This window comes from Tenacibaculum sp. Bg11-29 (assembly GCF_002836595.1).
Taxonomy (GTDB): Bacteria; Bacteroidota; Bacteroidia; order Flavobacteriales; family Flavobacteriaceae; genus Polaribacter.
In genome coordinates this window covers 1,219,923-1,240,016 of the sequence record NZ_PJBB01000003.1, presented here as the reverse complement: position 1 = coordinate 1,240,016, position 20,094 = coordinate 1,219,923, and the positions used below count along the sequence as shown (strand labels likewise).

Sequence of the window (20,094 nt, the reverse complement as noted above, 5' to 3'; positions counted from 1 at the left end):
AAAACGTTTACTTTTGCAATTTATAATACACAATAAATGAAGACAATAAACTTCTCTAGAACAAACAACGTAAAGTTCTTTCGAACTCTTAACAAACGAGTTAACACATATTTTAAAGAAAACAATATTAAACGTACAGGTAATTGGAAGCTATATTCAAAAGCCATTATTATGTTTGCTGCTTTCTTAGTTCCTTTTATATTAATTTTAACCGTAAGTATGCCACAATGGGCAATGGCTTTACTTATTACGATTACGGGTATAGGTATGGCTGGAGTTGGTATGAATGTAATGCACGACGCTAACCACGATTCTTTTTCAAGTAGAAACTGGCTAAATAAATTAATGGGTAGTAGTATTTACATTTTAGCAGGAAATGTATATAATTGGAAAGTACAACACAACGTATTACACCATACCTTTACCAATATTAAAGGGCATGATGAAGATATTGATGCTGGTAGAATTATTCGCTTTTCTAAACATTCAAAATGGTTACCTATACACCAATTTCAAAAATTTTATTCAATTTTCTTATACGGATTATTAACTATTAATTGGGCTATTACTACTGATTTCAAACAAATGAGTAGTTATTTAAAACGTAAATTATCGTACGGTAAGTTCCCAAACCCGAAGGTAGAATGGACAAAATTAGTTGTTTCTAAAATTGCTTATTATACTTTATGGCTTGTATTACCATTACTTGTTATGGATATTGCTTGGTGGAAAATTCTAATAGGTTTCTTTATTATGCACTATACAGCAGGGATGATTTTAAGTGTTGTTTTTCAATTAGCACACGTAGTACCTAATACAGAAATGCCTTTACCAGATAAAGACGGTAATTTAGAACACACTTGGGCAGTTCATCAATTATATACTACTTCTAATTTTGCGCCTAAAAACTGGTTAGTTAACTTTTATACTGGTGGATTAAATCACCAAGTTGAACACCATATTTTTCCTCATATCTCGCATGTTCATTATAATAAATTAGCGAAAATAGTAAAGGAAACGGCAGAAGAATTTAATTTGCCATACAACGAATATAAAACAATGACAAGAGCTTTTATCGAGCACTTTAAACAATTAGGTTCTTTAGGTAAAGAACCAAAATTAGCATAAACAACACACAACTTAACAACACAATGTCAAACGCATTATCAAACAGAATTAACAGTTTACCTGTTTCGCAAACTTTAGCAATGGCAGCTAAAGCAAGAGAGTTAAAAGCAGCCGGAAGAGATATCATTAGTTTAAGTTTAGGTGAACCAGATTTTAACACACCTGACTTTATTAAAGATGCCGCTATTGAAGCAATTAACCAAGATTATAATTCATATACTCCTGTTGATGGATATGTAGAATTAAAAGAAGCAATTTGCGTAAAGTTTAAACGTGATAATAACTTAACCTATGCTCCTAATCAGATTGTAGTTTCAACTGGTGCTAAACAATCTATCGCTAACATCGCACAGGTTTTATTAAACCCCGGAGATGAAGTTTTATTACCAGCTCCTTATTGGGTAAGTTATTCAGCAATTGCTACTTTATGTGAAGCAAAATTTGTTGAAATCCCTTCTTCTATTGAAGATGATTTTAAAATTACTCCAGCACAATTAGAAGCAGCAATTACGCCTAAAACAAAAATGATTTTCTTTAATTCACCTAACAACCCAAGTGGTACTATTTATAGTGAGGCTGAATATAGAGCATTAGCTAAAGTTTTAGAAAATTATCCGAATATCTATATTTTATCTGATGAAATATATGAACATATTAATTATGGTACCAAGCCTTTTAGTTTTGGTGCTATCGAAAGCATGTATGATCGCACAATTACCGTAAATGGTTTAGCAAAAGCATTTGCTATGACTGGTTGGAGAATTGGCTTTATTGGCGCTCCACAATGGATTGCAAAGGCATGTACAAAAATGCAAGGACAAATTACCTCTGGAACAAATTGTATTGCACAACGTGCTGCAATTACAGCTGTTTTAGCTGAGCCAAGTAAAGTTCAATACATGGTAGACGAATTTAAAACTCGTAGAGATTTAGTTTTAGATTTATTAGGTAAAATTGATGGTTTTAAATTGAACGTACCTGAAGGTGCTTTTTATGTTTTTCCAGATATATCTGCTTTCTTTGGTAAAACGATTAAAGGAAAAGAAATTAAGAATGCTAGTGATTTTTCTATGTTATTATTAGAAGAAGCAAATGTAGCTACCGTTACTGGTGAAGCTTTTGGAGCACCTGCATGTGTTCGTATGTCTTACGCAGCATCAGAATTACAATTACGCGAAGCTATTAAAAGAATTAAAGAGATCTTAAGTTAATCTTTATTCAAAATATTTTTAGATAAAAAGGGTAGTAATTTTAAAATTACTACCCTTTTTTATTTCTTTTAAGATATTTTTACAAAACCAGAGCTTAGAGAAAACCAAACATTCAAAAGTTTTTATTGAACCTAAAATGAATATATTACTTGCTATTACTAATATACTTTTTAACCCTTTTTCTTTTTTAATTTTTATAACTTTTTCATTTAAAAAAGATTCACATTTCTTTACTAAAGAAGGAACAAATGTTACGAGACTTAAATTAGTCCCGTATTTACTCTTCTACTCAATTTATCTAACCGCTATACTCGGTTTAACTTATCTTTGTAATCTTTATGTAGATTTTAATTTCTGGGAAGCTTTTGTACCTAAAAATTTATTTGTTTCATCTATTACTTGGCTAATAACAGCTTTTACTTTACGTACTTATTTAAAAGGAATGGAAGGTAATATTATGGGCTTTATATTTTTCCCTTTACTTGTACTATCGATACTTACCTTAACTGTATTTAATTTTTTTGATATATTATCTTATCCAAAATTCTTAACATCAAACCTACCTATACTAAAAATAGACTTATGGCTTAGGTTACTCATACATTCCTTTTGCCCTTTTTACATTATAATTTTTCTTAATTCTAAAGAACATGAGAAAAGAGAAAAAGATGATTTTATTACACCACTTTTAAGCAGTCTAATCCTACAGCTTATGTTTTTTAGTATTAATTGGATTGTTACTTATTTATTTGGTAATTCGCTTAGCTTTTCGCTATTTTTTGGGGAAGGACAAACTATTGTTTACTATATGCCAATGATTGGTGGTTTTTTGCTTTTCGTGCTATTCTTTTTATCTAAAATAGTACCTGTTGAGAAAAGTAAACGATACAAATTAGAAACCATATCCTATTATGTAACCTTTATTAACTTTGGTCTTATCATTTTAGAACTTATAAATTACCTAAACTTAATAAGTGCTGCTTTTTAATAAAAAATAATAATTTACAAAGAGTATTTCGATATCCTAAAACTAGAAAAAACCTAAAACGGAACTTTCATCATTTTTTTTCGCTTCTTTTTATTTAATTTTTTAAGATAAAGTACTTTCTTGTCATAATCAATAAAAGCTTTTCCACTCTCTAAGATATCAGCACCGATAATTCCATCAACTTTTTCAGCATCATGTTGCGTTAATGCGGTATTAACATGACTTAAATCAAATAATACCAAATTGCATTGAGCCGTTTTCCATTTACCTATTTTTAAACTATTACTTTCTGATTTTCGAGTCTCCATATCTGTAGCTCCTGCGCCAGCAGCTTTTATTTCGCTTTCTTCAGATATCAATTTAAAATGTTCAATTAAATCTAATCCAACGCAAGAATTTGATGCACCTGTATCTAAAATAAATCTACCTTTAACCCCATTTATCTCTGCTTTTAACTCTAAATGATTTGTTACTATCTTTTTGAGCTTTATTTTAAGGTATTTCTTTTTCTTTAATATTTTTTTCAAACTTGCCATTTCTCGTACTTTTGCTTATTGTAAATATACATAAATGATTACCGATACACATACACATTTATATTCAGAAGAATTTGACCAAGATAGAGACGAAATGATGCAACGCGCTAAAAGCGCTGGAGTATCCCGTTTTTTTATACCAGCAATAGACAGTGGATCTACAGAACGAATGCTTGACTTAGAAAAAAACTACCCTAACGACGTATTTTTAATGATGGGACTGCACCCAACCTATGTTAAAGAGAATTATAAGGAAGAACTTGCTCATGTAAGAGAATGGATTGATAAACGTAATTTTTATGCTATTGGAGAAATAGGAATTGATTTATATTGGGATAAAACATTTCTAACACAACAACAAGAAGCTTTTAGAACTCAAATTCAATGGGCTAAAGAAAAGAAATTACCTATTGTAATTCATTGTCGTGAAGCTTTTGATGAAATTTTCGAAGTATTAGAAAGTGAAAAAGGAGATGACTTATTCGGTATTTTTCATTGTTTTACAGGTACTTTAGAGCAAGCTAAAAAAGCCCTGTCATATAATATGAAATTAGGAATTGGTGGTGTTGCTACTTTTAAAAATGGAAAAATTGATAAATTTTTAAACGAAATAAATATTAAACACATCGTTTTAGAAACTGACGCACCCTATTTAGCACCGACTCCTTACCGTGGTAAAAGAAATGAAAGTGCTTATGTTAGTAATGTTGTAGATAAATTAGTTGACATTTACGGTTTAACTTTCGAAGAAATTGCCGAAATTACAACACAAAACTCTAAAGATATATTTGGTGTCTAACACACAAACCACATATTATAAAACTCCAATAGGAACCGCCAAAATTGTTGGTAATGAAAATGGAATTCAATCAGTATCTGTTTTAGATGATGACTTCTCGACTCCGCTCGAAATGACAAAAACTAAAAATATTCCAATTTGTTTACAAAACTGTGTAACTCAATTAGAAGAATATTTTGCAGGAACAAGAACTGTTTTTGATTTAAAATTAAATCCGAAAGGAACAGTTTTTCAACAAACTGTTTGGAACGAATTATTAAATATATCTTTCGGAAAAAGCAACACTTATTTAGAACAAACAAAACAAATTGGCGACCCGAAAGCAATTAGAGCTGTTGCTTCTGCAAATGGTAAAAACCCAATTTGGATTATTATTCCATGTCATCGAGTTATAGGCTCAAATGGCTCTTTAACAGGTTATGCTGGTGGAATATGGCGAAAAAAATGGTTATTAGAACATGAAAGTGGCTGTAAACAACAAACATTGTTTTAATCGCAGAGCGATAGCCAAAAATTTAATTTAACTAAGCTTGTCTAAAAAATGAAAAAAAACTATTTTTATAGATAACTCGCATACTCCTATCTAAATCATTCATTTTGTTATTACTAATGTAGTGAAGTAATCTATTCATTCTAATTAATAGATTTCTTACTCTTAGTAGCAATAATTGAGTTAATTCAAATTACGTTTTTCTATAAAAAATCGTTTTATCAAAAAGCTACATTCTTCTTCTAGCACTCCTGATACAATTTTGGTTTTTGGATGTAATTTCGTTCCCAAAATACTAAACCCTAATCTTGGTTCACTTGCTCCATAAACAATTTTACCAATTTGCGTCCAATAACTAGCTCCTGCACACATTTGGCAAGGCTCTAAAGTAACATAAAGCGTACAGTCTTTTAAATATTTACCACCTAAAAAATCTGCAGCAGCAGTAAAAGCTTGCATTTCGGCATGTGCGGTAACATCATTTAAAAGCTCTATTAAATTATGAGCCCTTGCAATAATTTTATCTTTAAAAACAATAACTGCCCCTACAGGCACTTCCCCTTTATCAAAAGCAATATTAGCTTCTTTCAAAGCTTTTTTCATAAAATAAGTATCGTCAAACGGATTTATTTCCATGGTATTCTAAGCGTTTATTACAAAAGTAGCTCAAATTAGTTATTTTTACCAAAAAATACAATTTGATTTCAATTAAAACAACCAACAATAAAAAAGTATATTTCGCTTCAGATCAACATTTAGGAGCACCTACCACTGAAACTAGTTTTCCTAGAGAACAGAAATTTGTTCGTTGGCTAAATGAAGTTAAAGAAGATGCAGAAGCTATTTTTTTATTAGGTGACTTATTTGATTTTTGGTTTGAATATAAAACCGTTGTTCCAAAAGGCTTTGTTCGAGTTTTAGGAAAACTTGCTGAAATTAAAGATAGTGGAATTCCTATTTATTTTTTTGTTGGAAATCACGATTTATGGATGAATGATTATTTTGAAAAAGAATTAAACATTCCTATATTTCACACCCCTCAAAAATTTAATATTGACGGTAAAACGCTTTTAATAGGGCATGGTGACGGTTTAGGTCCACATGACAAAGGCTATAAAAGAATGAAAAAAGTTTTTATTTTTAAACCTTTTAAATGGTTATTTCGTTGGTTACACCCAGATTTAGGAGTGCGTTTAGGACAATACATGTCGGTTAAAAACAAAATGATTTCTGGTGATGAAGACTTTAAGTTTTTAGGCGAAGACAAAGAATGGCTAGTACAGTATTGTAAACGCAAACTAGAAACAGAAAATTATGATTATTTTGTTTTTGGACATCGCCACCTTCCTTTAGAAATTAAATTACAAGAAAACAGTATGTATATAAACACTGGTGATTGGGTAAACTATTTTACTTATGGTGTTTTTGAAAATAAAAAATTGTCTTTAAAAGAATATAACTCATAAAAAAAGCACCTTTAAAAAGGTGCTTTTTTTATGAGTTATATATTTCATTTTGAATAGTATTACACTAAAATTTAAATGTTAAACCAGCTTTAAAAATTGTTCCGCTAAACCCAAATTGGTTTACTTCCCAAGGGTATTTAAAACGCCCTCCTAAATCAGTTACAACATCACCTTTAGTATCTATCTGATCTGGATATACGTCAAATAAGTTATTTACTTGTGCAGTGAAAGAAATAACTTCTGAAAATTCATATCCAAAAGATAAATCAGTTACTATTTTACCTCCAAATGTTTGATCTTTACTAGCATCAACAGCATGTTGCCATGTTACTTCACCAAAATACGTATTATTTAAATTTGCAGTAAACTTATTAAGCTTATAGTTTGTCCCGAATAAAACTTTAGTACTTGGTCTAGCACTAATAATTCTTGACTGCTCTTTTCTATTAAAAATAGCATTTTTATATCCTGATAATTTAGTTGGTGTTTTTACTTCTCCCTCTAATTTTGTACTATTTATATTTAAAGCTAAATTAAGTCCTAATTTCCCTGAAGCAAAATCAATATTTTTATAACGCATTGAATAGTCAAAACCTTGTGTTTTAGTATCGGCAGCATTTATAAAAAATTTAATACTAGTTACACTGTTATCATCTAACACTTGTTGTACTGCCGCGTTTGCATTACCATTATCATCAACTCCACCTATTTCACCAGAAAACACAACTCTATCTTCGACTGTAATATTATAATAATCTAACGAAATTGTAAAGTCTCTAGATGCTTTAACTGTTAAACCGGCAGAGAAACTTCTAGATGTTTCAGCAAATAATGAAGCAACTCCTAAACCACCTATTCCAGTTACTATTGGATTTACATTATTGAATGTTCCTTGATTAGAAATTGTACTTCCAGAAACCAATGTTTGTACATTACTTAAATATACTTGATGTAATGACGGCGCTCTAAACCCTGTACCATATGAAGCACGTAATACCCCTGCTTCTCCTAACTTATATCTTGAATTTACTTTCCAAGAAGTATTACCTCCAAAATCAGAATAATTCTCATAACGAGCAGCTCCTCCTATTAAGAAATCATCAGAAATATCCCAATCTAAAGTCGCATACCCACCTATATTAGTTCTTGTTTCATCTAAAGCATTGCTTGGCTGTAATCCTGGAAATGATTGAACTCCTGCTCCATAAAGATCTCCATTTATATCTCTTTCTGGTCCTTGAACATACGACGCTTCTTCTCCTGCTGTAACTTCAAAACGTTCTTGACGTCCTTCAACCCCCAAAGCAATACTTACATCTCCAAAAGAACGACTCACATCAAAATTCCCTATAATATTACTAAAAGCATATGCTCCAGCATCGAAAGACTTTGGACTATTTGTCCCTAAGCTCACATTAAAAGAGTTTCCTATTGTATACCCCACTGAATTACCTCCATAAGAAACACTCGCATCTGCGTTAAATCCTCCTAACTTGAATTTACTTCCCGCAGTAAGCAAAACATCTTTAATATCTGTTTCAAAAGTTGGTTGAAAACCTTCATAAACCCCTGCCGTGTTAAATGGGTTCTCTGCTGAACCTGTAGGTATCCCAGGGAAACCAGGTAATCTATAAAGTGCAAAACTTTTACCTTGTCTAATATTAAAACCACCAAAAGCATATAATATTGTATTCTCGCTTAAAGGGTACTCTCCATTAATAAACAAATCTCCTTTTTTCATTTCAGGCTGACCAATGATCATACCTAAAGATGGGTTATCTTTTGTCCATTGATTATCAATTCCAAATAAATTATCTCTACCAGGCTCTCCTGCTCTATTTGTTTTTTCTTGATAACTTACACCTAATGTTGAATTTAAAAAACCTCCATCTCCAAATGTAAAAGTATGATTTACATCAGCTGCTGCATTAAAACCATCTCCTTCTTTTGTTACCCCAGAGCTTACATTTACTTGCGTAAAATCAACACCTTTCTTTAAAATAATGTTTATAACACCTGCAACTGCATCAGAACCATATTGAGCAGATGCTCCATCACGTAAAACTTCAACTCTTTCAATTGCCGCTGTAGGTATACTTTTCATATCAACCCCTACTTCTCCTTTACCAGGTGTGTCATTTACATATACCAAAGCACTCTGATTCTTACGTTTACCGTTTACCAATACTAAAGTTCTACTTGGCCCCAACCCTCTTAAATCCGCTGGATCAAAATGAGCAGTACCATCAGAAACTGTCTGACTACTAGCATTGTAAGAAGGTATTGCGTATGTTAACATTTGGTCAATACTAGTTTGACCTGTAGCTTGTAGTTCTCTTACACTTACATTATCAATAGGCACTGCTGAATCTAAAATAGTTCTAGGCTTTGAACGGTTACCTGTTAATACTATTTCATTTAATACGTTACCTGCTATTAGAGTTATAGTTATATAGGAATTATCAGAAATTATTTGCTCTACTGTAGCAAAACCGACTGAAGAAAACACTAAAGTGAGTGGTATCTTTTTTACATTTAAAACAAATTCTCCTTGTCCATCTGTACTAACACCTTTAATCGTGTTTTTTTCTAAAACATTAACAAAAGGTAGCGGAGCACCGCTTTCATCAACAACCTTACCTTTAATTTGCTGAGAGAAAATTACAACCGTGGTTAAGAAAAAACTCAAAAAAAACAACTTTAATTTTAAATTCATAATTTATAGTTTTACAGATTAGATATAACAATAATAACAATTTTTTAACATAAAAACATACTAATAACACATTAAAACAACTAAATCTTTAAAAATCACATTTTTTACCTTTTAAAAAAATCCTTTTTATCTTTAACCATACTTTAACAGCGCTTATTTTCTTATTATTGTAGTTTTGTTTCACGAAATTATAATATATTTTAATTACTATGGATGTAGATGTAAGAGCTATTAATGAGAAAATCGAAAGAGAAAGCGCTTTTGTTGATTTACTAACAAATGAAATGAGTAAAGTCATCGTTGGTCAAAAATACATGATTGAACGATTACTTATTGGACTTCTTGGTAATGGACACATATTACTAGAAGGTGTTCCTGGACTGGCAAAAACCCTAGCGATAAACACTTTATCTAAAGCTGTACAAGGTAGCTTTAGTCGTGTTCAGTTTACTCCCGATTTATTACCTGCGGATATTGTAGGTACCATGATTTATAATGTAAAAGAAAGTGACTTCGTTATTAAAAAAGGCCCAATTTTTGCCAATTTTGTATTGGCTGATGAAATTAACCGTGCTCCTGCTAAAGTGCAATCTGCTTTATTAGAAGCAATGCAAGAGCGTCAAATTACAATTGGTGATGAAACTTTTAAGTTACAAGAACCTTTTTTGGTAATGGCAACTCAAAATCCTGTTGAACAAGAAGGAACATATCCTCTTCCTGAAGCTCAGGTTGACCGTTTTATGTTAAAAACAGTTATTGATTATCCAAAGCTTGAAGATGAGCAGTTAATTATGCGTCAGAATTTAAGTGGAAGTTATGAAAAAATAAATCCTGTAGTTTCAATAGAACAAATTATAAACGCTCGTAAGTTTGTTAACGAAGTATACATGGATGAGAAAATTGAGAAATATATTCTTGATATCATATTCGCTACTCGTTATCCAGAAAGATATAATTTAGAAAAATTACAACCATTAATTAGTTTTGGTGCCTCTCCTCGTGGAAGTATTAATTTAGCAAAAGCAGCAAAATGTTATGCTTTTATTAAACGAAGAGGTTATGTAATACCAGAAGATGTTCGCGCAATTGTAAATGATGTTTTGCGTCATAGAATTGGAATTACATATGAAGCTGAAGCTGAAAACATCACTTCACTTGATATTATTAACTCAATTATAAACGAAGTACAAGTGCCTTAAATTATTATATGGACACGAAAGAATTACTAAAAAAAGTTCGTAAAATAGAAATTAAGACCCGTCGTTTGTCTAATCATATTTTTGGAGGAGAATACCACTCAACCTTTAAAGGTCGTGGTATGACTTTTTCTGAAGTACGCCAATACCAATACGGAGATGATGTTCGAGCTATTGATTGGAATGTAACTGCACGTTATAACGAACCTTATATAAAAGTTTTTGAAGAAGAGAGAGAACTAACCATGATGTTGGTTGTTGATGTTTCTGGTTCGGAGTCTTTTGGTACTTCTGAACAATTTAAAAAAGATACCGTTACCGAAATTGCAGCAACACTTGCTTTTTCTGCTACTCAAAATAATGACAAAGTTGGATTGATCTTATTTTCTGATCAGATGGAGCTATTTATTCCTCCTAAGAAAGGGAAAAGTCATGTTTTAAGAATCATTCGAGAATTAATAGAATTTAAACCAAAAAGCAGGCAAACAAATATTAGTGAAGCTTTAAAGTTTTTATCAAATATTATGAAAAAGAGAGCTATTGTATTTGTGCTTTCTGATTTTATGGATGATAATTACGAACGTACCTTAAAAATTGTTGGAAACAAACACGATGTAACAGGTGTTCGTGTATATGACAAACATGATGAAGAAATTCCTAATTTAGGAATGGTACCGATGGTTGATGCTGAAACAGGAAACACACATTTGGTAAACACAAGCTCAGCTTCTGTAAGAAATCAATACAAAGCCAATGCTTTACGATTAGCTGATTATTTTGAGACTACTTTTAAGAAAAGTGGTTCTGGAACAATTAATACTCGTGTAGATGAAGGTTACGTAAAAAAATTATTAGGCTATTTTAAACGAAAATAAAAATTGTTTACTTTAATTGACAGAATAAAAATGAGAACTAAATTACTCTATATACTCTTACTTATTTATAGTGTTGGATTTTCACAATCTAGCAAAGTAAAAGTTGAAATTGACACTACTAATATTCGTATCGGGGAGCAATTTCAGTATAAAATTTCTGTGAATGAAACTGAAAATGTTATCATTCCTAAATTAAAAAATTTAAAAGGCTTAGAGATTCTTGATACTCTAAAAATTGATACGATTAAAAACAAATTAGTTCAAAAATACATTTTAACTGGTTTTGATAGTGGTGCTTTTTACATTCCTCAACAACAAATTTTCATTAAAAACCAAGCATATTTAACTGATAGCTTACTTATTAATGTTACGACTATAGCTATTGATACTACAAAAATAAAAAAATTCCCTATAAAAGGCATTAAAGGAGAGGCATATCAGTTTGATGATTTCAAAAACTATATTTGGTGGATATTTGCAGTACTCGCTATAATTATAGTATTACTTTATTTCTTTGTTTTCAAAAACAAAAAAGAAGAAATAGAAAAAGTCATTATTCCTTTATTACCTCCTTATGAAGAAGCTATCGAAAAATTGCAGCAATTAGATGACAAATTACTTTGGCAAAATAATAAAGTTAAAAAATATTATAGTGAGCTAACAGAAATTGTTAGAGGTTACATAGAAAGAGAGTTAAACGTACCAGCTTTAGAAATAACAACAGATGAGTTAATTGATCTTTTAACTGATTTTAATGACGTAAAATCTATTGAGACGGATAAAGAAACTATTTATAAATTAAAAAAATTATTACAAGAATCCGATTTAGTGAAATTTGCAAAATCTAAACCGATGGCGCATCAAATTGAGCAAGATCGTAAAGATGCTAAAATTGTAATAGATAATTTAAAACCTAAAGAAGAAGTAGCAGATGAATTGGAATAATTTTGAATTTCATAGTCCTGAATTTTTATGGTTACTCCTATTAATTCCGTTATTAGCTTTCTGGAATTTTTATTCTAGAAAAAAAGACAGCGCTCAATTAACAATATCAAGTGTTAAGGGCTTTAAAGTACAAGGTTCTATAATAAGTAAACTAAAACCTTTACTTTACTTATTACGGTTATTAGCATTAACTTGTTTAGTTGTTGCTTTGGCAAGACCTAGAAATGTAGCGGTAAGCAAAAAAACTAAAACAAACCGAGGTATTGATATTGTTATGGCAATTGACGTATCTGCAAGTATGTTGGCAAAAGATTTAAAACCAAATCGATTAGAAGCTTTAAAGAAGGTGGCTATCGATTTTGTAAATCGTCGACCTAATGACAGAATAGGTATCGTAGCTTATGCCGGAGAAAGTTTTACCAAAACACCTATTACAAGTGATAAATCTATCATAAAAAGAACCATTTCTGAAATTAAATGGGGACAATTAGAAAGTGGTACCGCTATTGGAATGGGGCTAGGTTCTGCTGTAAATAGATTAAAAGAAAGTAAAGCAAAAAGTAAAATTATTATCCTTTTAACTGACGGTGTAAATAACGCTGGATTTGTAGACCCAAAAACAGCAACAGAACTAGCAAAAGGAAACGATATTAAAGTTTATACTATTGGAATTGGAACGAATGGAATGGCTCTTTTTCCTTGGGCAAAAGATCCAAGAACTGGGAGGATTTCTTTTAGAAATCAACAAGTAGAAATAGATGAGAATTTATTAAAACATATTGCTAAAGAAACAGATGGTAAATATTTTAGAGCTACAGACAATTCTAAACTGAAAGCTATTTATGATGAAATTGATAAACTAGAAAAAACAAAAATAGAGGAATTTAAATACTATAATTACACTGAAGAATACCGATTACTGGTATTAATAGCAGGTATCTTTTTGTTACTAGAATTCTTATTAAAAAACACACTTTTTAAAAGTTTTATATAAACATGTTATATAGATTCGAAGAACCAGTATATTTTTATCTTTTTATAATTATTCCAATAATAATTGTAGTTTTCTTGTTGGTTTTATGGTGGAAAAAGAGAACGCAGAGAAAATTTGCAAGCGCAAAACTTTTAGCTAAAATAGCTCCGAATTCATCAACCTTTAAAGCGGTTTTAAAATTGATTTTCTTTTTAATCGGAATTTCATTTTTAATCATTTCTTTGGTAAACCCAAAAATGGGAACTAAATTAAAAACTGTAAAAAGAGAAGGTGTTGATGTTGTTTTTGCTTTAGATGTTTCAAAAAGTATGTTAGCAGAGGATATTGCTCCAAATAGATTAGAAAAATCAAAACAAATAATTTCTAAAATTATAGATAGATTAGGAAGTGACAGGGTTGGAATTATTATTTATGCAGGAAATGCATATCCTTTACTACCAATTACAACTGATCATGCGGCAGCAAAAATGTTTTTACAAAATGCAAATCCAGATATGGTTTCGAGCCAAGGAACAGCAATTAACGAAGCATTAAACTTAGCTAAAACTTATTATAATAACGATGAGCAAACTAATCGCTTTTTAATCATAATTTCTGATGGTGAAGATCATCAAGAAGAAACAAAACAGTTAGCGCAAAACATATCTAACGAAGGTGTAAAAGTATATACTATTGGTGTAGGTACAGAAAAAGGAGGGCCTATTCCTATAAAATTAAATAGTGCACTTATTGGCTATAAGAAAGATAGAAGAGGTGAAACTGTAATTACCAAAAGAAAAGCCGTTGTTTTACAAGATATAGCTCATGCTTCTGACGGAAAATATATTGATGGTAACAAAACGGACAACCCGGTTGAAATCATTGAAAAAATTATTACCAATGCACAAAAAAGTGAATTCGAAACGAAACAATTTTCTGATTATAAAGATCAATTTCAATGGTTTTTAGGAATAGGGTTACTATTCTTAATAATTGATTTATTTTTCTTCGAAAGAAAAACTAAATGGGTTAAAAAAGCAGATTTATTTAACGAACATTCAAAAAAGTAACTAAATAAGATGAAGATTTTACCATACGTTATGTTCTTAATGCTAATTATGTTCTCTGTAAATAATTATGCGCAACAAGACACTTTAAAGTTACAACGTGAAGCACGTAATTTACTGCGTGAAGGAAATAAACTATATAATAAACAAAAATTTGGTGACGCTGCAATTTCTTACCGCAAGGCATTAGGAAAAGATAGTCAATACGATAAGGCTAGTTACAATTTTGGAAATACATTATACCAAGAAAAAAAATACAAAGAAGCTGTTGCTCAATTTGAAATAACAGCAAAAACATCAAAAGATAAGTTTGCAAAAGCAGAAGCATATCATAATATTGGAAATGCCCAAATGGAGCAAAAACAATATCAACAAGCCGTAGATGCTTATAAGAATGCATTGAGAAAAAATCCTAATGACGATGAAACTCGTTATAATTTAGCTGTCGCCCAAAAGAACTTAAAAAAACAACAGCAAAAGGATAAAAACAAAGACAAAAATAAAGATAAGAAGGACAACAAGGATAAGAAAGATAAAAAGGACAAGAACGACAAAGACAAAAATAAGGACAAGAACAAAGATAAAAAAGGCGACGACAAAGACAAAAAGGATGAAAAAAAGAATCCTGAAGATCAAAAAAAGCCTAATGAGAAAGATAAAAAAGATCAAAAACAAAAGCCTCAACCAGGAAAAATGTCTCCAGAACAAATGAAACAATTGTTAGAAAGTCTAAACAATGAAGAGAAGAAGACTCAAAAGAAAATGAATGTTAAAAAATCGAAAGGAAGGAAAGTAAAACAAGAAAAAGATTGGTAAATTTCCAATTGTTAACATCTTAAATTATTTTTACGTTTTTTTAAAATGAATATGAAGTTGAAATTATACATATTGTTATTAATTTGTTTTACTACACTTGGTATTAATGCACAAAAATCTGCATTAAAAGCTAGCGTTAGTAAAAATAAATTGGGTGTAAACCAACGTTTACGTATTGAATTTTCTACAAACAATCAAGCTGCAGATAATTTTAAGGTTCCTAATTTTACTAATTTTAGAATTGTAAGTGGCCCTAGTCAATCTGTAAGTCAAACTTGGATAAATGGAAAATTTACTTTTTCTAAATCATATACCTATATAATCCAGCCAAAACGTAAGGGGGAATTCAATATACCAGCTGCTACAATTGATATTGATGGAAAAAAAGTTTTATCTAATACCATAAAGATATTTGTTCTAAGCGCTGTTGATATTCCGAAAAATCCTAATGACCCCAATTATATTGCTGATCAAAATATACATTTAGTTGCTGAACTTTCTAAATCAAAACCTTATGTAGGCGAGAGTATTTATGTTGAATATCGTTTATACTTTAGTAATAATGTAGGTATTTACGATAATGCAATTACTCAAAACCCACAATATAATGGCTTCTGGAATCAAGAAATTAAAAGAAACGGAACTTCTGTAAAAAAAGGAAAGTATAACGGAGAAAATTATCGTTACGCAGTACTACACAAAGCGCTGTTAATCCCAACAAAAGAAGGTAAATTAACAATAGATCCTATGAAAATGGAGATTATTGTTGCTGTTCCTACTGGTGGTGCCGATTTTTTTGGAAATTTATCTACAAAACAAATTCGTAAAGAATTCTTTTCTCCTAAAAAGACTATTTATGCAAAAGCATTGCCACTTAATAATAAACCTTTAAATTTTACAGGTGCAGTTGGTGAATATTCTTTTAATGTTTCTTTAAATAAACACACCTTAAAAGCGAATGAATCTTCACAAATAAAAGTAGCTGTTAGAGGAAAAGGGAATTTAAAATTATTTGAACTTCCAAAAATAACAACACCTAAAGAATTAGAAGTATATCAACCAGAAAGACAAGAAAGAGTTAGTGTTACATCTAATGGATTAAGAGGATCAATTGCTGACACCTATACTGTGGTTCCTGAATTTAAAGGAAAATATAAAATTCCTAAAACTAGTTTTTCTTACTTTAATCCTAAAGAAGAAGTATATCAAACGATAACGACAAATGACTTATACGTTGATGTTTTAGAAGGAAAAGAATTACCTATAAGTACAGATAACAAAATAACAAACAAACAAGAGGTAAAAATTACTGGAGATGACTTTAAATATATCCAAACATCAAGTGATTTTCAACCAATAACTACAAATGATTTCTTTAAATCTATATTTTTTTATATTTTGTTACTCTTACCTATCATAATCATCCCTTTAGCTATTTATATTAATAGAAAAAAAGAAGAGCGCGACGGTGATATAATTGGTAATAAGCAAAGAAAAGCTAATAGATTAGCTAAAAAATATTTATCTGAAGCACAAAAAAAACTAGGAAACAAAGAACCTTTTTATGAAGCCTTAGAAAGGGCATTGCATAATTATTTAAAAGCTAAATTAGGTATAGAAACCCTAGATATTAGTCGTGATAAAATCACTCAATTATTAGAAGAAAAGCGTGTTAATATAGAAACCATAAAAAACTTTATTGCCGTTTTTAACGATTGTGATTTTGCTAGGTATACTCCTATTACAAAAGTGCAAATGAAAGAGGAATATGAAAAGGCAAAACAAGTAATAACAGAATTAGATAAGCAATTATAATGAAACAGGTTATTATACTATTATTGTTTTTAATTTCAAACATTATATCAGCACAAACAGCTGATGAACTGTTTGCTAGTGCTAATAATTTATATAAAGATGGTAAATATCAGGAAGCTATAAAATTATACCAGAAGATAGAAAGCACTAAGAGTGTTTCATCTGAATTATATTTTAATTTAGGTAACTCATTTTCTAAATTAAACCAAATTGCTCCTGCTATTTATAATTATGAAAAAGCACTTCAATTAAACCCTTTAAATGAAGATGCTCAGAATAATTTAATTATAGTAAAACGTTTAACTTTAGATAGAATTGATGAATTACCGACCTCTATTCTTCAAAAAATAAATAAAAATTTCTTTCAAAAATTCTCATATAACACTTGGGCTGTCTTTGCCATAATACTATCTTTCTTGGCATCTCTTTTGTTTTTATGTTATTATTTTTACTTCACCCCTAGTAAAAAAAGACTTTTTTTCACCGCTAGTATTTTAGCTTTTTTAATGCTGATAATTACTTTAACCATTACCTATACACAATATAATCTATCGAAAAACGCTATTGAAGCTATTGTTTTTTTAGAAAAAATTAAAGTAAAAAATGCACCTACAAAAGATGCTGACAAATTATTTACTTTACACGAAGGAACAAAGGTTAACGTACTCGATACCGTAGATGAATGGAAAAAAATTAAACTAACAGACGGAAAAACAGGATGGGTGTTAACTAAAAATTTAAAAGAATTATAACATTTAAACTATAAAAAATTAACTACTTTCGTTAGCATATATATGTATATATGGCTCAATTATTCAAAAACATCTATTTAAAATATTTTATTTTAGTAATTCTTGCACTAAAAGGAGTATATTTTGTTGTTGAAAACATAGGATATATAAGTGATACTGAAATTTGTTACCAACTAGATGCTGATGGTTTAGAAAAGGAAACTGAAGAACTGAATGAACTTGAAAAAATAAATCAAGTTTCACACACTTTCTATGATTTTAACAGGAACAATGTCATAAATGACCATATTGTAATTCTTAAATACAAAATTGAATATGTAGAATTCACTACACCTCCTCCCCAATTCACATAATTTTATTGCATTTAAAAGTAACTTACTTTAAATACATTCACACATATTTAATGAAATTTCTTATCTAAAAAAGAAAAGAATTCTCGCATATTTAAACACATGAAAAATTTATTTAGCAATTTTAAAGGAGATTTATTTGGTGGTATAACCGCAGGTATTGTAGCACTACCATTAGCTCTAGCCTTCGGGGTAAGTTCTGGTTTAGGGCCGAGTGCAGGATTATATGGTGCCATTTTTATTGCATTTTTTGCTGCTTTGTTTGGAGGTACTGATACTCAGATATCTGGTCCTACCGCACCAATGACTGCTGTAAGTATGGTTGTAATAGCAAGTATCCTTGCTACTAACGAAGGAGATATTGATAAAGCTTTACCAACCATTTTAATGGTTTTCTTATTAGCTGGTGTATTTCAAATATTATTAGGAATATTAGGGTTAGGTAAATATATACGATACATACCCTACCCTGTAGTTTCTGGCTTTATGACTGCAATTGGTGTAATTATCTTAGTAACACAGATATTACCTTCCGTTGGTTATTATGCTAAAGAAGATACTAAATTTGTTGAACAATTTAAACCGCTAGCAGAAGAGTTAATTTTAGAAAACATTTTAAAAGATGAAGCTGGTGAAGGTATTTTAGTTCTTGAAAATTTTAAAGAAACGATTAAAAGATCTGAAGCAACAACGCAAGATGATATTTTAAAAGAAAGTAAAACTTTAGCAGGTAAAGAAGCTTCAGGTGTATTAGGAACTTTTAAAGTATTACCAAGAGCTTTACAAAACATTAATTGGTTAGAGCTGGCTTTAGCTTTAGGTACTATATTTATTATATATGGTTTTAAACGTATTACAACTGCCGTACCAAGTACTCTAGTTGCTCTAGTAGTGATGACTCTTATTGCCATTGGTTTTGCATTACCTTATCGTCCTATCGAAGAAATTCCAGGAGGATTTCCAATGCCAAATCTAAAAATATTTACAACCTTTAGCCTATCTAGTATCACTCCATATATTTTTACTGCCTTAACCTTATCGTTATTAGGAGCAATTGACTCATTGCTAACTTCGGTAGTTGCAGATAATATGACGAAGACAAAACATAAACCAAATAAAGAATTAATTGGTCAAGGTCTCGGAAACATGATTGCTGCCGTATTTAACGGAATACCTGGTGCAGGTGCAACAATTCGTACTGTTGTAAACATTAATTCTGGAGGTAAAACTAAATTATCAGGTATGGTTGCTGGTGTTATGCTTCTTATAATATTATTAGGTTTAGGGCCTATTGCTTCTTTAATTCCTGCTGCTGTGTTAGCTGGTATTTTAATTACGGTAGGTATTGGTGTTATGGACTATAAAGGTTTAAAGGCTATTCCTAATTTACCTCGTGATGCTAAAATTGGACCTTTTAAGGTAAGTTCTGAAGTTATTATTATGCTAGTCGTATTACTATTATCAACTTTTTGGAATTTAGTATATGCTGTTGGTATTGGTTTAGTAATTGCTTCTTTAATGTTTATGAAGAAAATTGGAGATTTAAGTGCTGAGCGTTCTGATGTAAAATCATTAGATGAAGAAGCTTGGGGTGATGAAAAAGATTTTCCTAAAAATTTAGCTGAGGAAGTATTTATTAAACACATTAAAGGACCTTTGTTCTTCGGTTCTACTAGTGACTTTCAAGCACTAACAAAACAAATTCCTACTACAGCATCTACTGTGATTGTTCGTATGGGAAGAATGCAATATATAGATCAGTCTGGTTTATATGCACTAGAAGATATGTTAATCGATTTAGAAAAAAACGGAATTACAGTTTTATTAGTAGATCTTTTAAAACAACCACGTTATATGATGGAACGTATTGATATCATTCCTGATTTAATTTCTGAAGAACATATTTTTACTAATTTTAATGAATGTCTGGCTTGGATAAAGTCAAACATAAAAGATAATAACTAAAAAAAT

19 protein-coding genes are annotated in these 20,094 nt (G+C 30.3%); 16 read left to right on the top strand and 3 right to left on the bottom strand.

Going from position 1 to position 20,094, the window contains the following annotated elements; all coding sequences use genetic code 11:
- Positions 1-36 precede the first annotated feature (36 nt).
- The 3 genes from CXF68_RS05635 (at position 37) to CXF68_RS05625 (ending at position 3,327) form a co-directional block, all read left to right on the top strand.
- Positions 37-1,128, top strand: coding sequence for an acyl-CoA desaturase (locus CXF68_RS05635; protein WP_101043362.1), 1,092 nt, complete (start codon positions 37-39; stop codon positions 1,126-1,128).
- 23 nt (positions 1,129-1,151) lie between these two features.
- Positions 1,152-2,339, top strand: a complete 1,188-nt coding sequence (locus tag CXF68_RS05630) for a pyridoxal phosphate-dependent aminotransferase (protein ID WP_198553755.1) — start codon at positions 1,152-1,154, stop codon at positions 2,337-2,339.
- Between the two features lie 136 nt (positions 2,340-2,475).
- Positions 2,476-3,327, top strand: coding sequence for a hypothetical protein (locus CXF68_RS05625; RefSeq protein WP_101043361.1), 852 nt, complete (start codon positions 2,476-2,478; stop codon positions 3,325-3,327).
- A 53-nt stretch (positions 3,328-3,380) separates the two neighbouring features.
- Here CXF68_RS05625 and CXF68_RS05620 read toward each other — a convergent pair whose 3' ends face one another.
- The gene (locus tag CXF68_RS05620) at positions 3,381-3,863 is read right to left on the bottom strand and encodes a retropepsin-like aspartic protease (RefSeq protein ID WP_101043360.1); all 483 of its coding nucleotides are present in this window, start codon (positions 3,861-3,863) and stop codon (positions 3,381-3,383) included.
- A gap of 34 nt (positions 3,864-3,897) precedes the next feature.
- Here CXF68_RS05620 and CXF68_RS05615 point away from each other — a divergent pair, with 34 nt between their 5' ends.
- Together CXF68_RS05615 and CXF68_RS05610 are read left to right on the top strand one after the other, a co-directional pair.
- On the top strand, positions 3,898-4,662 hold the full coding sequence (locus CXF68_RS05615; protein ID WP_101043359.1) for a TatD family hydrolase: 765 nt from the start codon (positions 3,898-3,900) through the stop codon (positions 4,660-4,662).
- On the top strand, positions 4,655-5,155 hold the full coding sequence (locus tag CXF68_RS05610) for a methylated-DNA--[protein]-cysteine S-methyltransferase (RefSeq protein ID WP_101043358.1): 501 nt from the start codon (positions 4,655-4,657) through the stop codon (positions 5,153-5,155). The genes CXF68_RS05615 and CXF68_RS05610 overlap by 8 nt, the downstream gene beginning before the upstream one ends.
- 180 nt (positions 5,156-5,335) lie before the next feature.
- Here the strand turns inward: CXF68_RS05610 and CXF68_RS05605 are convergent, their stop codons facing one another.
- A complete protein-coding gene (locus tag CXF68_RS05605) occupies positions 5,336-5,788 on the bottom strand; it encodes a nucleoside deaminase (protein ID WP_101043357.1) in 453 nt (150 codons plus the stop codon).
- Between the two features lie 62 nt (positions 5,789-5,850).
- On the opposite strand from CXF68_RS05605, the gene CXF68_RS05600 reads away from it, so the two are divergent.
- Positions 5,851-6,618 carry a UDP-2,3-diacylglucosamine diphosphatase gene (locus tag CXF68_RS05600; protein ID WP_198553754.1) on the top strand — a complete coding sequence of 256 codons (768 nt, stop codon included), beginning with the start codon at positions 5,851-5,853 and terminating at the stop codon, positions 6,616-6,618.
- A 64-nt stretch (positions 6,619-6,682) separates the two neighbouring features.
- On the opposite strand, the gene CXF68_RS05595 is transcribed toward CXF68_RS05600, so the two are convergent.
- Positions 6,683-9,334: a TonB-dependent receptor gene (locus tag CXF68_RS05595; protein ID WP_101043356.1), complete on the bottom strand. Its 2,652-nt coding sequence runs from the start codon at positions 9,332-9,334 to the stop codon at positions 6,683-6,685.
- 209 nt (positions 9,335-9,543) lie between these two features.
- On the opposite strand from CXF68_RS05595, the gene CXF68_RS05590 reads away from it, so the two are divergent.
- The 10 genes from CXF68_RS05590 to CXF68_RS05545 all read left to right on the top strand — a co-directional run bounded on the left by CXF68_RS05590 (position 9,544) and on the right by CXF68_RS05545 (position 20,088).
- On the top strand, positions 9,544-10,533 hold the full coding sequence (locus CXF68_RS05590; protein WP_101043355.1) for a MoxR family ATPase: 990 nt from the start codon (positions 9,544-9,546) through the stop codon (positions 10,531-10,533).
- 8 nt (positions 10,534-10,541) lie between these two features.
- Positions 10,542-11,405, top strand: coding sequence for a DUF58 domain-containing protein (locus tag CXF68_RS05585; protein WP_101043354.1), 864 nt, complete (start codon positions 10,542-10,544; stop codon positions 11,403-11,405).
- A 30-nt stretch (positions 11,406-11,435) separates the two neighbouring features.
- The gene (locus CXF68_RS05580) at positions 11,436-12,350 is read left to right on the top strand and encodes a hypothetical protein (protein WP_101043353.1); all 915 of its coding nucleotides are present in this window, start codon (positions 11,436-11,438) and stop codon (positions 12,348-12,350) included.
- Positions 12,337-13,344, top strand: a complete 1,008-nt coding sequence (locus CXF68_RS05575; protein ID WP_101043352.1) for a VWA domain-containing protein — start codon at positions 12,337-12,339, stop codon at positions 13,342-13,344. Before CXF68_RS05580 ends, CXF68_RS05575 begins: the two co-directional genes overlap by 14 nt.
- A gap of 2 nt (positions 13,345-13,346) precedes the next feature.
- Positions 13,347-14,393 carry a VWA domain-containing protein gene (locus CXF68_RS05570; protein WP_198553753.1) on the top strand — a complete coding sequence of 349 codons (1,047 nt, stop codon included), beginning with the start codon at positions 13,347-13,349 and terminating at the stop codon, positions 14,391-14,393.
- A 9-nt stretch (positions 14,394-14,402) separates the two neighbouring features.
- Positions 14,403-15,206: a tetratricopeptide repeat protein gene (locus CXF68_RS05565; RefSeq protein WP_101043351.1), complete on the top strand. Its 804-nt coding sequence runs from the start codon at positions 14,403-14,405 to the stop codon at positions 15,204-15,206.
- A 51-nt stretch (positions 15,207-15,257) separates the two neighbouring features.
- Positions 15,258-17,021 (top strand): BatD family protein, encoded by a 1,764-nt coding sequence (locus tag CXF68_RS05560; protein WP_101043350.1) that lies wholly within the window; start codon positions 15,258-15,260, stop codon positions 17,019-17,021.
- Positions 17,021-17,773 carry an SH3 domain-containing protein gene (locus CXF68_RS05555; RefSeq protein WP_101043349.1) on the top strand — a complete coding sequence of 251 codons (753 nt, stop codon included), beginning with the start codon at positions 17,021-17,023 and terminating at the stop codon, positions 17,771-17,773. Before CXF68_RS05560 ends, CXF68_RS05555 begins: the two co-directional genes overlap by 1 nt.
- Before the next feature lie 50 nt (positions 17,774-17,823).
- Positions 17,824-18,126, top strand: a complete 303-nt coding sequence (locus tag CXF68_RS05550; RefSeq protein WP_101043348.1) for a hypothetical protein — start codon at positions 17,824-17,826, stop codon at positions 18,124-18,126.
- Positions 18,127-18,225: 99 nt separating this feature from the next.
- Positions 18,226-20,088, top strand: a complete 1,863-nt coding sequence (locus CXF68_RS05545) for a SulP family inorganic anion transporter (RefSeq protein WP_101043347.1) — start codon at positions 18,226-18,228, stop codon at positions 20,086-20,088.
- Positions 20,089-20,094: the final 6 nt, after the last annotated feature.

Coding starts and splice junctions, on each gene's coding strand:
- CXF68_RS05635 (WP_101043362.1), top strand. CDS start 37: ATGAAGACAATAAACTTCTCTAGAACAAACAACGTAAAGTTCTTTCGA.
- CXF68_RS05630 (WP_198553755.1), top strand. CDS start 1,152: ATGTCAAACGCATTATCAAACAGAATTAACAGTTTACCTGTTTCGCAA.
- CXF68_RS05625 (WP_101043361.1), top strand. CDS start 2,476: ATGAATATATTACTTGCTATTACTAATATACTTTTTAACCCTTTTTCT.
- CXF68_RS05620 (WP_101043360.1), bottom strand. CDS start 3,863: ATGGCAAGTTTGAAAAAAATATTAAAGAAAAAGAAATACCTTAAAATA.
- CXF68_RS05615 (WP_101043359.1), top strand. CDS start 3,898: ATGATTACCGATACACATACACATTTATATTCAGAAGAATTTGACCAA.
- CXF68_RS05605 (WP_101043357.1), bottom strand. CDS start 5,788: ATGGAAATAAATCCGTTTGACGATACTTATTTTATGAAAAAAGCTTTG.
- CXF68_RS05595 (WP_101043356.1), bottom strand. CDS start 9,334: ATGAATTTAAAATTAAAGTTGTTTTTTTTGAGTTTTTTCTTAACCACG.
- CXF68_RS05590 (WP_101043355.1), top strand. CDS start 9,544: ATGGATGTAGATGTAAGAGCTATTAATGAGAAAATCGAAAGAGAAAGC.
- CXF68_RS05585 (WP_101043354.1), top strand. CDS start 10,542: ATGGACACGAAAGAATTACTAAAAAAAGTTCGTAAAATAGAAATTAAG.
- CXF68_RS05580 (WP_101043353.1), top strand. CDS start 11,436: ATGAGAACTAAATTACTCTATATACTCTTACTTATTTATAGTGTTGGA.
- CXF68_RS05575 (WP_101043352.1), top strand. CDS start 12,337: ATGAATTGGAATAATTTTGAATTTCATAGTCCTGAATTTTTATGGTTA.
- CXF68_RS05570 (WP_198553753.1), top strand. CDS start 13,347: ATGTTATATAGATTCGAAGAACCAGTATATTTTTATCTTTTTATAATT.
- CXF68_RS05565 (WP_101043351.1), top strand. CDS start 14,403: ATGAAGATTTTACCATACGTTATGTTCTTAATGCTAATTATGTTCTCT.
- CXF68_RS05560 (WP_101043350.1), top strand. CDS start 15,258: ATGAAGTTGAAATTATACATATTGTTATTAATTTGTTTTACTACACTT.
- CXF68_RS05555 (WP_101043349.1), top strand. CDS start 17,021: ATGAAACAGGTTATTATACTATTATTGTTTTTAATTTCAAACATTATA.
- CXF68_RS05550 (WP_101043348.1), top strand. CDS start 17,824: ATGGCTCAATTATTCAAAAACATCTATTTAAAATATTTTATTTTAGTA.
- CXF68_RS05545 (WP_101043347.1), top strand. CDS start 18,226: ATGAAAAATTTATTTAGCAATTTTAAAGGAGATTTATTTGGTGGTATA.